The organism is Mesorhizobium sp. B3-1-9 (assembly GCF_006439595.1).
In the GTDB taxonomy this organism is placed as follows: Bacteria; Pseudomonadota; Alphaproteobacteria; order Rhizobiales; family Rhizobiaceae; genus Mesorhizobium.
Map to the genome: position 1 here is coordinate 195,262 of NZ_VFTJ01000003.1, position 13,411 is coordinate 208,672.

Here is a 13,411-nt window from a genome sequence, read left to right on the forward strand (position 1 = left end):
TTTCAACGGCCCAGCACCAGCGCCCAATAGCGCAGCGCCGGATCTCGGCCGTCGCGCACGTAAGCCAGCCCGAAACGGCTGAAGTCCGTATCGAGCATGTTGCGGCGGTGTCCGGCCGAATGCATCCAGATGTCGAACAGCTTCTCAAGGTCGAAACGGCCCTCGGCGATGTTTTCGGCGGCGGCGCCACGCACGCCATTGTCCTTCATGCGCGAGGCGAAATCCTTGCCCCAGCCGGTGGTGTGGCTCATGCGCTCGCGCGAGGCCATATAGCCGGCCTGCTGCAATGCCGCCTGTTCGAGCTGCGTGTCAGGGGCCAGCGCCGGCAGCCCTGCCGAGGCGCGAAGACCGGCCAGTGTCGCCGTGGCGGACGAAGAGACGCCGGCGCCTTCGCCAGTCGGCACCGTGACGGTGCTGCAGGCGGCGATGCCGGCAAGCGCCGCAAGGCCGGCGGCCTTGAGCAGAAAACGGCGGTTCAGGTCGGGGAGGGCTGTGATGGCGATGCTCATCCGGCCTCTGATACCGGCGATCGTGGCTTTTGCCGGGCAGGCGATGAAAATCGCATGAGGCGGCGACTTTTCCCGGAAGATCGATTATGATGCGGTCGTTCTTGAAGTGGCAGCACGGGCGGCCACCGCAGGCGGTGACCGACCCGCGTTGATCTGGCGCATGATTGCTTGGCGAGAACCTCCTGGTTTTCGGGCTCATGCACTGACAAACGGAGGGACGGTTATGGCCGGTTTTCATGTCATGACGGACGCGCGCGGGATGCATGTGCAGCCCACGGTGCGCCACATCTCCACCTCGGACCTCTGGGATGCGCTGAAGCTCGGCGCCGCGGATTTCTGGGCCAAGCCGTCGCACTATGTGTTCCTGTGCCTGATCTATCCGATCGTCGGCCTGATCCTGACGCGGTGGAGCTCCGGCTCCAACGCCATTCAGCTCGTCTATCCGCTGATGTCGGGCTTCGCGCTGATCGGGCCCTTCGCAGCCATTGGCCTCTATGAGATCAGCCGCCGGCGCGAGCTCGGCATGAGCAGCCGCTGGCATCATGCGCTCGACGTGCGCCATTCGCCGGCGCTGCCCTCGATCGCGGTCATCGGTATCCTGCTCTTCGCGCTGTTCCTTTTGTGGCTGTTCGCCGCGCAGTCGCTCTATACCGGCCTGTTCGGCGCCGAGCCGCCCGCCTCGGTCGGCGCCTTTGTGCGCGACGTGCTGATGACCGGCAAGGGCTGGACGCTGATCCTCGTCGGCAACGCCGTCGGTTTCGTTTTCGCCGTCGTCGTTTTGGCCACCACCGTCATTGCCTTTCCGCTGTTGCTCGACCGCGATGTCGGCGCCGTCTCGGCGATCGAAACCTCGGCCCGCGCCGTCATGGCCAATCCTCTGACGATGGCGCTTTGGGGGCTTACGGTCGCCGTGCTGCTGGTGGTCGGCTCGATCCCGCTGTTTGCCGGGCTTGCCGTCGTCATGCCGATCCTCGGCCACGCGACCTGGCATCTCTACCGCAAGGTGGTCGAGCCGGAGCAGATCCGGCCTGTACGCCGGCCGATGTAGACGGCTGCGTTCTTGGAGGTGACGGCTATCTTTGCGCCTCGGTCGCCATCTTCAGGGCCAGCGCCGTCAGCACCGTGCCCATCATCCAGCGCTGGACGACCAGCCAGAACGGCCGTCCGGCGAGGAAATTCGCGATGGAGCCGGCCGTCACGGCGATGATGGCGTTGACGGTGAGGCTGATCGAAATCTGCGTCACGCCGAGCACCAGAAGCTGCGACAGGACATGGCCCTTGGCCGGATTGATGAACTGCGGCAGCAACGACAGATAGAGCACCGCCACCTTCGGATTGAGCAGGTTGGTCATCAGCCCCATGACGAAAAGCTTGCGCGGCCTGTCCCTCGGCAACTCGCGGACCTGAAAGGGCGAGCGCCCGCCGGGCTTCAGCGCCTGCCAGGCGAGCCACAACAGATAGAGCGCGCCGGCGAAGCGAAGCGCGTCGTAGGCATAAGGCACGGCGAAGATGAGCGCGGTGATGCCGAAGGCCGCCGACACCACGTAGAACAGGAAGCCCAGCGCCACGCCGCCGAGCGAGATCAGCCCGGCTTTCGGCCCTTGCGACAGCGAGCGCGAGATCAGGTAGATCATGTTCGGCCCAGGCGTGAGCACCATGCCGAGGCAGATCAGCGCGAAAGTGAGATGGTTGGCGGCGTCGGGCATCGATGGCTCCGGAAAGTGCCCGAGATGTGCGCCGCTTCGCGGGAACTCGCAAGGGGTTGGCGGCTGGTACCCGTTGCGCCAGTGCGCCTTATCCGACCACGCGCAGGTTCGACAACTCGTTGGCAATCTCCTTGAAGTTGTCGGAGAGCGTTGCGCCGGTCGCGTTCCAGAACAGCTTGGCCGGTTTGCTGGGGTCGGTCGGATCCTTGCGGAAGCGGGAATCGGAAGAGCAGGCCTTCAGCGCGGCCATCGCCTTCTGGTCGCTTGAACTGGTCGACGACATGTCGAGCGCCACCGTCATCACCATGATCTTGGCCGCCTTGGCGTTGTCGCACAGCTTCGCCATCTGCTCGTTCATCGCCGCGGTGTAGTTGCTCGACGAGTAGTTGAACTGGCCGATGGCGCTCGACGTGCCGCCGAACAGGCGGGTGACCGAGGTGCCGTTATAGCCGACGCCGGTATAGCCGTAGGCGGCATAGGTCGACTTGTTGCCGGCCGGGTCGGAATTGACCGTCGAATAGGTGTTCTCGCCGTCGGTGAGAACGATGACGACCTTGTCGTTGCCGCGCTCGGATTCCGGACGGCCTTCGGTAAAGGGTTCGGCGCTCGATACGGTGCGCCAGCCCCAGGCCGTGCCTTCGGGCACATTGGTGTTGCCGTTGGGTTGCATCAGGTCGATCGCCGCCTTGATGGCCGCAAGCCCGTCCGCATTGGTGACGTCGGTGAGCGGCGTGATCGGCGTGGTGGTGCAGCTGTAATTCGGGCCGGCGCCTTTCGACAGCACCGGCGCATCGATCGGCCGGGGCATGAAATACTTGGCCATGTTGGATTGGCGCGTCTTGCCGGTGGTGCTCGTCGGATCGTCGTTCCACCAGCTGTTGGCGGCGCCGTAGGTGACCGGGTTTGGCTCGTCCGGATCCTGGGTCACCTTCCACTGGTTGCCTGGCTCGTCGGGCGCGAACATCGGCACGAACATCGTCGCCGGATCGCCGACGCCGATGCCAGTGTTGTTGGGCCCGCCCGAGGCCGGCGTGTCGTCGACATTGTAGGGATAGGGGCGCACTTCCACGCAACCCTGCCAACTGGCGAACGGGCCATAGGTGTCGTTGTAGTCGTATTCGTTGTGGCTGCGCTTGCAGGTGTTGTCGGAGCGGTACTGGTCGCACACGACGCGTTTGCTGCCGACGATGCGCTCGTGGCTGGTCACCACCTGCATGTCGCGATAGAGCGAGAAGCGGCTCAGCACCTGGTCTTCAGTTTCCCCCCAGCCGGCGCCTTTCTTGTACCATATGCCGCTGATCTTCTGGGCGTATTTGTCGGGTACGTTCAGCGTCGACCAGTCGAAATTCTCATTCGCTATCGGCGACAGCCCATAGACGTCCATCCACGGGGCGTTGTCGTTGTCGGGCCCAACATTGACCGATGCCGCGAACGGCACGAGGCTGAACTGGACCGGCTTGTCGATCTGCTTGATCTGCGATGCCTGCTGCGCCAGCGTGTCGACAAGCTGCTTGGCGGCCTGCTTGAGCAGGTCGATGCGCTTCTGTCCCGTGCCTGTGCCAGGCGTTGTCATGGAGCCCGAATTGTCGAGCACCATCGCCACTTCCAGCGTGTTCTTCAGCCGCACCTGGGAGTCCATGTCGAGGTTGATCGACTTGTTCGCATCGGCCGTGGATGCGCCGACAAGCAGCGAGGAGGACGGATAGAAGTAAGGGTGGTAGTTCAGCGTCGCGCTCATCGTGAGCAGGCCGCCGCCGGCCTGGCTGGTGGGTAACGTGATGTCGAGCGAGATGTTGGCGGGATCGATGTTGTTGAGGTTGGCATTGAAGAAGTCGACCGCGTAGGCTCTGATCTGATCGTCCGTGGCGCCTTCGGCAAGCCGCCGCGCCGCGGCGAAATTGGCGGCGTCGAGCGCGTTCAACACCATCTGCTTCTGGCGGTTCAGCTCGCTGAAGTCGACCGCCATCGCCACCGCCCCCATCAGCGGCACCATGGCGATTGCCGTCATGAGAGCATAGTTTCCGCGCCGGTCGCGGCAGAAGTGATGCCAGAATTTGCGCATTTTCTCTTGAGCGGCCCCCCGCCGGCGGATTTTCTGTCGGGCCACACTTCCACAAAACGCTGAAGGACCGGTTTGGTAAACCGCTCGATTGCTTAACGGCGGCTTCACCAACCGCTAACCAAACCAATTCTACGGCATGGCCCACGATGAAAAACGCCCGTCTCGCGGCGGGCGTCCTCGATCGTTTGTCCGAGCAGATCAGCTGACGATGCGCAGGTTCGACAGCTCGTTGCCGATCGCCTTGAAGTCGTCCGACAGCGTGGCGCCGGTCGAGTTCCAGAACAGCTTCGCCGGCTTGGTCGAGTCGGTCGGATCCTTCCTGAAACGCGAGTCCGACGAGCAGGTCTTCAAGGCTGTCATCTGCGCCGCCTCGGCCGTGTTGCTGGAGTCGAGGTCGAGCGCGATGGTCATGACGATGATGTTAGCGGCCTTGGCGTTGTCGCACAGCGTGGCAAGATGCTCGCTCATCGCCTTGGTGTAGTTGGCGTTCGAATAATCGGTCTTGCTGACATTGGTGCTGGTGCCGAGGAACGGCCGGCCATAGGTGTAGGTGCTTCCGAACGGCTTCGTCTGGCTGCTCGAGCCGTTGCCATAGGCAAGGTATCCAAGGGACGAATAGATCGCCTTGTTGCCGGAGAGATCGTTGCCGCCCTGGTTCCAGTTCGATCCTGAATAGCTTTGCGCGGTCACCGACGTCGGCGTGTAATAGGTATTGGCGCCGTCGGTGAGCACGATCAGCACCTTGTCATTGCCTTTTTCGGTCTCGGCGCGTCCCTCGGTGAAGGGCGCGGTGCTCGACAGCGTCCGCCAGCCCCACGCCATGCCTTCCGGGACATTGGTGGCGCCGACGTCGACCATGGCGTCGATCGCATTTTTGACCGTCGTGGCGCCGCCAGAGGTCGAGACATCGGTCAGCGGCGTGATCGCCGTCGTGCTGCAACTGGTGTTGGGGCCGGCATTGCTGCCGTAGGCCGGGGTGACCTTGGTGCCGTAGTTGAAATATTTCGGCATGTATTTCTGGCGCGTCGGGTTGTCGGTGCTCGGCGTGACGTCGAGGTGCCAGTTGTTGTTTGCCGGCCGGGAGTTGCTGTCGGTATTGTCGGTTTCGTCAGGCGCGAACATCGGCACGAACAGTGTCGCCGGCGTCGAGGTCGAGGCGGCCGTATCCTGGATGTTATAAGGATAGGGACGGGACTCGACGCAGCCGCCCCAAGTCGCTATCGGGGCGTAGGTTATGTTGGACGTGCAAACGTTGTTCCAGTCTTTGGTGCACGCCGAAATCCGCTGCATCCATTTGTAAAGCGAGAAACGCGTCAGCGGCTTGTCTTTCTGGGAGGCGTCCCAATCAGTGCCGCGCGCATACCAGATGCTGCCGACCTTCTCGACATATCTCTGTGGCCAGGGCGAATTCGCCTGGGTCATCGTCGTCCAGTCGAAATTTTCGTGCTGGATGGGCGAGATGCCGTCCTGGTCCATCCAGGTCGCCGACGCGTTCGCCGAGCCGATATTGACCGAGGCAGCGAACGGAACCAGGCTGAACTGAACCGGCTTGGAAACCTGCTTCATCAGTTGCGCCTGGCCGGCAAGTTGGTCGACAAGCTGCTTGGCGGCGCTCTTCAAAAGGTCGAACCGCACCTGGCTCGAGCCGTGGCCGAGCTCGGTCATCGAGCCCGAATTGTCGAGCACCAGCGACACTTCCAACGTGTTCTTGAGTCGGATTTCAGACCGCGCCGATAAGTTGATAGTGGTCTGGCCGGGTGTTCCGCCGAGCAGCGCGACCGCGGCCGGCAGGAAGTAGGGCTGGTACTTCAGGCCGGCTTCGAGCACCAGCGTGCCGCCGCCGGCATTGTTGTTCGGCAATGTGACCGTCAGCGTTGTGTTCGCCGGAAGAACGTGCCTGAGATTGGCCTCGAAGAAGGTTTTAGCATATGCCTTGGCGTCCGTGTCGCTGGCCCCGCCGACGATCTGCTGTGCCGTCGCGATGCCGGCGGCATCCAGCGCATTGAGCGTCTCCTGCCGTTCCCGCACCAGTTCGGTGTAGTCTATGGCAACCGCGACGCCGCCCATCAGTGGTATCATCGTGATGGCCGTCATCAAGGCGTAGTTTCCCCGCCTGTCGTGAAAAAAATCGCGGATCATTGTGCTTACCCCCGCCAAAGATCCATGTTGGAGTACGACCATGGTCGCAGTTGGTTTGGTACTATGGTCATAAATCGTTAAATTTCAGCTTTCGCGAAACTGTCAAGAACGCGGCGCCTCTTTGACTGCGCGTTAACCCTGTGCAACCGGCGGTCCGCCCATGGCGGATACGTGTTGCCCCGTCCGCGCTTGACGGAAGGGCAGGTCGGGAAAGCTGGTGACAGGATGAGGCGCTTCGGCTATGCGGGGCGGACCGCGGCGGCCTTCAGCGCGATGCGGTTCATGATCGAAATCAGGGACACGGCATGGCGGATTCGCCTGACATCATCGCTTCGCTCGACGATCTGGCGGGGCGCTACGCCGCCATACTGTGCGACGTATGGGGCGTCGTGCACAACGGCGAATGGCATTTTCCGGCCGCTGCCGCCGCACTTGAAAGGGCGCGCGCGGCCGATGTGCCTGTGGTGCTCATCACCAATTCGCCGCGTCGCAGCGCCGACGTCGTCGCCCAGATGAAGGTGATCGGCGTCCCTGGCGATGCCTGCGACCGGGTCGTCACGTCCGGCGACGTGACCCGCGACCTGATCGCCGATGGCCCGAGGAAGATCTTTCATATCGGCCCCGAGCGCGATTTCACGCTCTATGACGGGCTCGATGTCGATCTGGTCGAGGAATTCGAGGCCTCGGGTATTGTCTGCACGGGCCTCTATGACGACGAGGTCGAGAAGCCCGCCGACTATGCCGAACTGCTGCAGCGGCTGCGTGCCCGCAATCTGCCGTTCATTTGCGCCAATCCGGATATCCTGGTGGAGCGCGGCGAGCGCACCATCTGGTGCGCCGGCGCGCTCGCGCGGGATTACGCCCAATTGGGCGGGCGCACGCTGATTGCCGGCAAGCCCTTCGCGCCGATCTACGATGTCGCCATGAAGGAGGTCGCCGGCCTTCTTGGCCGCGCCGTCGAGCGCGGCGAGGTTCTCGCCATCGGCGACGGCATGATGACGGATGTCAAGGGCGCGGCCGACAACGGCTTCGACGTGCTCTATGTCTCGGGCGGCATCCACGCTCGCGACTATGGCGATCCGCTCCGCCCCGACCCCGAAAGGCTGGCGGGCTTTCTCGAAAGGCACGGCTACCGGCCGGTCGCCGTCATTCCGCGTCTGCAATAGGTTTGGTGGTCTGGCCATGACGGACGCCTCGATATGAAGCAAGCTTTCGAACGTCTTTCCGCGGTCGCGCCACTGCCCGCGCATCTGCGCGGCGGCGTCGTGGCGATCGGTAATTTCGACGGTGTCCACCGCGGCCATCAGTCCGTCCTGGAGCGCGCGCTGACCGAAGCCCGCCGCAACGGCGTGCCCGCTTTGGTGCTCACTTTCGAGCCGCATCCGCGCAAGATCTTCCGGCCACAGGTGCCGCTCTTCGTGCTGACGCCGCCACCGATGAAGGCGCGGCTGCTTGCCGGGCTTGGCTTTGCCGCCTTGGTCGAGCAGCCGTTCACGCGCGATTTCGCCTCGCTGTCGCCCGAGGCTTTCGTGACCGACGTGCTGGAGAAGAACCTCGGCATCCGCCACGCCATCACCGGTTTCGACTTTCATTTCGGCAAGGACCGCCAGGGTGGCCCGGCCTTTCTGATGGCTGCCGGAGAACGGCATGGTTTCGGCGTGACGCTGGTCGATGCCTTCCGCGATGAGGGCGCGGAGGTGGTTTCATCGAGCCGCATCCGGGGACTGCTCGCCGAAGGCAAGGTGGAGGAGGCCGCCGGCCTGCTCGGCTACCGTTTCACCGTCGAAGCCGAGGTGATCGGCGGCCAGCAGCTTGGCCGCACCCTCGGCTTCCCGACCGCCAATATGCGGCTTTCGCCGGAAGCGGCCTTGAAGGAAGGGATTTATGCCGTCCGCTTCCGTCGCGCCGACGGCACGCTCCATGATGGCGTCGCCAGCTTCGGCCGGCGTCCCACCGTCGACGACAATGGCGCGCCGCTGCTCGAAACCTACGTTTTCGATTTTTCCGGCGATCTCTACGGCCAGACCTGCCAGGTGTCGTTCTTCGGCTTCCTGCGGCCGGAGCTCAAATTCGACGGCCTCGATGCGCTGGTGGCGCAGATGAAAAAGGACGAGGCCGAGGCGAGGGCGCTGCTGGCGGGCGTGCGCCCGCTCTCGCAACTGGACGCCGAGGTCGCGTTCTAGTGCGTTTCACGGGAACGGCGAACCGCCCTATCTCCTTGTTTTGACGCAATTCCGGACGGAAGGCCACGGCGAAGTCGCCGAGCCCAACCACTACACACTTTTCCTGGAATTGCTCGGATCGTCTTCAGTCTGCCGCTCGATCAAAGGCTGACTCGCATGGGTGAAGCATTTCACCGACCGCGGGCGCTTGATTGCGCAGAAAGCGCTAATGAAGATAGACTTGATGGTGTGGGCCGTTGTCCTGCCCTGCGCGGCGCTGTTCATCCTCTGCGACGGACTTAGCGCGCATTGGGGCAAGACCGGCAGCGGCCGCAGCCTGGCCATCGTCATGCTGCTGTCGCCGGTATCCTACTTCATGTTTGCCTTCATCAACACGCGACTGAATCTTGCCGTTACCGGCGCTCTGGTCAATACGATTGTGGTGGCCGGCGCAGTCCTGGTCGGCGCGGTCGTCTTCAAGGAGGACGTTTCGAAAGCCCAATATCTCGGCATTGCGCTGGCACTTGCCGCAGTGACGCTTCTCAACGCCGACTGACGGAAGCCTACCGCTTCAGCGCCAGGCCGATGGCGATGAAGCTCCATCCCTGGAAGACCAGGTCGATCGCCAGGAAGATGCCAAGCACCCAAAGGCTGTTCACCGGCCAGCCCATGGCGATCATCAGGCCGAGCAGAATGGTGATGATGCCGGCCGCGAGCAGCCATCCCCAGCCTTGCTGCGGCCGGTGATTGAAGGCCACCCAGGACCGCAGAAGCCCCGAAGCGACCAGCGCGATGGCCAACAGCAGCGTCAGCACCGCCGAGGCCAGCAACGGGTTGTCGAAGGCGAAGAAGCCAGCGACGGCGTAGAGCAGGCCGCTCAGCAGCCAGTAGAAGAAACGTCCCCAGGTCTTGACCCCGAAGGCGTGGATGATCTCGATGACACCTGCCATCAGCATCAGCCAGCCGACGACATAGACCGAGGCGACGGTGGCGATGAACAGATTGCCGAAGGCGATGCCGCCGAAGATCAGCAGCAGCACGCCGAGCGCCACGAACCATCCCCATTTATCCCGCGTCTGGCCGATCGCGTCCTTGAGAGCGTCGCTTGGCAGAGTCATGGTTTCATCTCCCTCGAAATTCACCACCGGTCGTGCGGCGAAAGGAAGCTAAACCCAACGGCATTGTCCGTCCAGCAACACAGGCCCAGCCCGCGGGCGGCCGGCTGTTCCATGACCTTCCTACCACGATCGAGAATCGCGACGATTTGATAGCCACCGGGCGGGCGGCGCGAGAGCATGCGCTTTCCTTCAAGCGCCGGGGTGAGCTCGGCCGCTACATCGTCGACGAAACCCTGAGCCGGTTCCGGAATACCGGACAGGCAAGCCGCGTATCCCGGCAACCATAAAGGCGGCTATTGTCGCGACGGCCGAACTTCGTCCGGGAACGGCGCAAGCGTCGCCTCCAGTGTCTCCCGGCCGGCCTGCTCCCAGCCTCGCGCCACGAATTCTGCGGCCTTCGCTTCGTATGGAGCACGGGCCGCGGGCGAGGTGATCCACTCCCGTATGGCGTTTTCCCATCCTTCGATGTCGAGCGGATCAAGGCAGAGTCCCGACGAGCCGACAACTTCGGCGATGGCTCCGCCCGTGGAGGCGATCAGCGCCTTCCCATAGGCCAGCGCCTCCACGGGCGGCAGCCCATATCCTTCATAGAGCGACGGATACACGCAAAACGCACTGTAGCGGTAAAGGCGGGACAACGTTGCGTCGTCGACGTTGTCGAGATGGACAAGGCTCTTGCCGTAGTCGGGATGGCTGTGAAGCTTCGCCAGGATGCCGTCGACCATCCAGCCGCTGCGGCCGACGAAAACCAGCTTCATGCCGCTGCGCGCGACCGTTCCATCCAGGACGATGCGCCTCCAGACATCCATGAGCAGCGAATGGTTCTTGCGTGGTTCGATGGTGGAAACGAACAGGATATAGCGATCGGTCTCGATCCCGTCCGGCATGCGGCCGTCCGCCTTCGATTCGCGGGCGCTGTCGCAGCCGAGAGGGACTTGTTTCAGCTCCGGCAGATGGACGCCGAGCTTGGCGGCATAGTCCTCGACGTCAGTGGTGACGCGCCTCGACGTCAGGATGAAGCGGTCTGCCAGCCCGACCGCCAGGTTCACGTAGTCGGTGAATCTCTTGACGTCGTGCGGCTTGTACCATTCGGGAAACTGGATCGGAATGATGTCGTTCAAGAGCACGATCAGCTTTGCGCCGGCCAAGCGCACCTCGCGCGAAATGACCTCGATATCGGTATGCGCCCAGTCGTTGTTCATCAACAGCAGATGGTCGCCGGGCGAAAGATTGTATTTGTCGCCGGCCACGGTCCTGAGCGGGACGATACGAGCGCGTGAACCGCCCCCGCGAGCGACCTGCCGCCGCTCGTTTTCCTTCATCAGCCGGTTTTCGATCCGCTCGAGGAAACGAAGAAAAGGGCTGCCGGGATGGCGCCGGCCGAACGCGCCAATTTCCGTTATCAGCATCCGGCGCGGTCTTATGATCGTCATCAGCAACCGCCGCGCCCATTTCGGCCAGCGATCGTAGAACCTTATCTTGATGCGGGCCGGGTCCGGGTAAAAGCTCATGTCGCATGAAATGTCGCCGGCGATGATTTCCGCCGCCATACCAGGCGAAACTTGTCTAAGGACCCGCTCGATCGGGTCGAACACGGTGAACGCCACATCGGAAGCCTTGAATGCGGCCGCCGCGGCCGCGTAGTGGCGTTGCACGCGGACCAGGCCGACCGGAGGGCCGAGCCAACGCACCATGCTCGAGAGATCGACGACGAGACGCATCATGCGGGCCGCATCAGTTGAGCCGCATTCTTGCGGGACGCGCGATCATCCTGCGCCAGGCCAGTCGAGGTCCCAGCGCGAGCGTCCTGAAGGAGGGCGCGCCGACAGCCGCGAGGAACAGCAGCTTTAGAGTGAGGGCGAGGGGTATGTCCGCGGTTCGCAGCAGCAACTCGATGTCGCGTCTCTCCGGGCTGGAGATGCCGACCCCCGTGGCGGCGCGCGACGCCAGAAAGCTTGCGATGGCCTGCGCGGCTTGGCCGTTCGCGTCGAACGGCTCGGCGCGATGGCGACGCAGCAGCGCCGACTGCCTGGCCAATGCCGCGGCAGCCTTTTGCTGATCTTCCTTCATGCGCGATACCTGTCCCGGATGCGATCTCAGCTTCACGAGCCGCGCATCCATGTTGGCCAGTTTTCCCGTTTCGGAAAGCCGCAGCCATAGATCGTAGTCTTCCGCATGGGTGAATGCGCGGCGGTAGCCTCCCGCGCGCCGGACGGCCTCGGTCCGAAACATCACTGTCGGATGAAGCATGGGATTGTATCTGGCAAGCGCTTCGCGCAACGGGTCGCCGCCGGCGGGGACGTCAAGCGGCCTCAACGGATTTCCGTCCCGATCGATCTGCAACCCCGCCGTACCGAGCAGCTGCAGATCGGCATCCGCGTCGAAACACGCCACCTGCAGGCGCAACCTGCCGGGCAGCGAGACATCGTCACAATCCATGCGCGCCACAAGAGGGGCCTGCGCGAGCGAAAGCCCCATGTTCAGCGCATCGACGATCCCCTTGCCGCGGTTGGCGACAAGCCTGACGCGGCTGTCGCGGTCGCTGATCGAAGTCGCGATCGCGGCGCTGTCGTCGCGAGATCCATCGTCGACGACGATGACTTCGATATCCGCCAGATCCTGGTCCAGGATGCTTTGCAGGGCCTCGCCGACATATTGCGCGCCGTCTCGCACCGGAATGATCACACTCACTGTCGGCAATGGAACTTTCCTTGCGATAATCGGTCGTGACCGAATGGCCGTTGAATTGTCGAATGTCGGCGGCCTGGTTTCAAAATTCCAATTCCAAAGTTTCGTCGGTCTGTCGACTGTCAATCTCTTTGTCCGGCCGATCCGAGTGCGATCTCAAGCGCGGGAGCGAGCAGTCGCAGGACCGCCTCGCGCTTTTTCGCCTTCAAAGAAAGGTCGCCGTCGAGGCCGACTTCATGAAGCCAGCTTCCCCGCCATTCGCAATAGGCCTGTCTGAGCTCAATTCCCGGCAAGGCGGCGAATGCGGTTATCGGCCGTTGCGGCACCGTGTTGGGATCCGCATTCCGATAGAGCACTTCCCAATTGGCTCCGCCGGTGTCGAGGCCGGCGAACCAGTCGAGCCCGAAATCGAGAGGCTCGCGGCCGACGGCGTCGAACCGAAAGAAGCAATAGCCGGCCCACAAATACCATCGCGCGCCTGCCCAGCGCAGATCGCCGTAAAACGCCGCGTCTTCAAGAGGTTCGAAGGGGTCGCATGGCTTCGTCGGGAAAAGGTCCTGGTCGAGGAATCCGAACGCGGCCGGCGCGCCAGGCTTCAGGATGTTGTGCCACATCCAATTGAGCGCCGCGCCGTGGGACCGGCTCGGGTTCCTTACGGTCCATGGATTGGCCGGCAGCCTGACATAGGCGGCGCCGTGAGCCGCGCATACCTGCCTGTTCTTGCGCGCGGAAGCTTCGCCGACGCTGTTGTCGGCCACGATGTGGAGATCGTGGCGAACAAGTCCGCTCGTCAGCCGCAACTGCAGATCCAGGCATTGAGCATCGCCGAAGGCAACGGTCAGCAGGACATGGCGACCCCGGGCGTCCTCGCGGATGCCCTGGATGTCGCCTTCCTTGGCCGGCTGGCGCAGAAACCTCCGGTCGATTTTCCGGTAACGGGCAGTTTTGACGGCGTGCAGCAGCGGCTGCAGCCTCAGCCATTGCCGCCAGTCATATTCGCGCAGGGCCCTTGGCACGGCTGTGGCGG

Annotated in this window: 12 protein-coding genes; 4 read left to right on the top strand and 8 right to left on the bottom strand. The window is 63.2% G+C overall.

Annotated features, from left to right (window positions below; genetic code table 11):
* Window positions 1-2: 2 nt before the first annotated feature.
* Complete coding sequence (locus FJW07_RS07225) at window positions 3-509, bottom strand: CAP domain-containing protein (protein ID WP_140855432.1); 507 nt, start codon at window positions 507-509, stop codon at window positions 3-5.
* A gap of 223 nt (window positions 510-732) precedes the next feature.
* On the opposite strand from FJW07_RS07225, the gene FJW07_RS07230 reads away from it, so the two are divergent.
* On the top strand, window positions 733-1,557 hold the full coding sequence (locus FJW07_RS07230) for a DUF2189 domain-containing protein (protein WP_140855434.1): 825 nt from the start codon (window positions 733-735) through the stop codon (window positions 1,555-1,557).
* Window positions 1,558-1,582: 25 nt separating this feature from the next.
* Here FJW07_RS07230 and FJW07_RS07235 read toward each other — a convergent pair whose 3' ends face one another.
* The 3 genes from FJW07_RS07235 to FJW07_RS07245 all read right to left on the bottom strand — a co-directional run bounded on the left by FJW07_RS07235 (window position 1,583) and on the right by FJW07_RS07245 (window position 6,416).
* Window positions 1,583-2,215, bottom strand: coding sequence for a LysE family translocator (locus FJW07_RS07235; protein WP_140656967.1), 633 nt, complete (start codon window positions 2,213-2,215; stop codon window positions 1,583-1,585).
* Window positions 2,216-2,303: 88 nt separating this feature from the next.
* Window positions 2,304-4,277 (bottom strand): pilus assembly protein, encoded by a 1,974-nt coding sequence (locus tag FJW07_RS07240; RefSeq protein ID WP_140855435.1) that lies wholly within the window; start codon window positions 4,275-4,277, stop codon window positions 2,304-2,306.
* Window positions 4,278-4,475: 198 nt separating this feature from the next.
* Complete coding sequence (locus tag FJW07_RS07245; protein ID WP_140855437.1) at window positions 4,476-6,416, bottom strand: pilus assembly protein; 1,941 nt, start codon at window positions 6,414-6,416, stop codon at window positions 4,476-4,478.
* A gap of 305 nt (window positions 6,417-6,721) precedes the next feature.
* On the opposite strand from FJW07_RS07245, the gene FJW07_RS07250 reads away from it, so the two are divergent.
* From FJW07_RS07250 to FJW07_RS07260, 3 genes are all read left to right on the top strand, one after another.
* On the top strand, window positions 6,722-7,582 hold the full coding sequence (locus FJW07_RS07250) for a TIGR01459 family HAD-type hydrolase (protein WP_140855439.1): 861 nt from the start codon (window positions 6,722-6,724) through the stop codon (window positions 7,580-7,582).
* Window positions 7,583-7,615: 33 nt separating this feature from the next.
* Window positions 7,616-8,599: a bifunctional riboflavin kinase/FAD synthetase gene (locus FJW07_RS07255; protein WP_140855441.1), complete on the top strand. Its 984-nt coding sequence runs from the start codon at window positions 7,616-7,618 to the stop codon at window positions 8,597-8,599.
* A gap of 208 nt (window positions 8,600-8,807) precedes the next feature.
* Window positions 8,808-9,134 carry a hypothetical protein gene (locus FJW07_RS07260; protein WP_140641115.1) on the top strand — a complete coding sequence of 109 codons (327 nt, stop codon included), beginning with the start codon at window positions 8,808-8,810 and terminating at the stop codon, window positions 9,132-9,134.
* A gap of 7 nt (window positions 9,135-9,141) precedes the next feature.
* Here FJW07_RS07260 and FJW07_RS07265 read toward each other — a convergent pair whose 3' ends face one another.
* The 4 genes from FJW07_RS07265 to FJW07_RS07280 all read right to left on the bottom strand — a co-directional run bounded on the left by FJW07_RS07265 (window position 9,142) and on the right by FJW07_RS07280 (window position 13,400).
* Window positions 9,142-9,696, bottom strand: coding sequence for an HdeD family acid-resistance protein (locus FJW07_RS07265; RefSeq protein WP_140641117.1), 555 nt, complete (start codon window positions 9,694-9,696; stop codon window positions 9,142-9,144).
* A gap of 293 nt (window positions 9,697-9,989) precedes the next feature.
* Window positions 9,990-11,420, bottom strand: a complete 1,431-nt coding sequence (locus FJW07_RS07270) for a glycosyltransferase family 1 protein (RefSeq protein WP_140855443.1) — start codon at window positions 11,418-11,420, stop codon at window positions 9,990-9,992.
* Window positions 11,421-11,430: 10 nt separating this feature from the next.
* A complete protein-coding gene (locus tag FJW07_RS07275; protein ID WP_246680709.1) occupies window positions 11,431-12,387 on the bottom strand; it encodes a glycosyltransferase in 957 nt (318 codons plus the stop codon).
* 119 nt (window positions 12,388-12,506) lie between these two features.
* Window positions 12,507-13,400, bottom strand: a complete 894-nt coding sequence (locus FJW07_RS07280) for a hypothetical protein (protein ID WP_140855445.1) — start codon at window positions 13,398-13,400, stop codon at window positions 12,507-12,509.
* Between the last annotated feature and the right edge of the window lie 11 nt (window positions 13,401-13,411).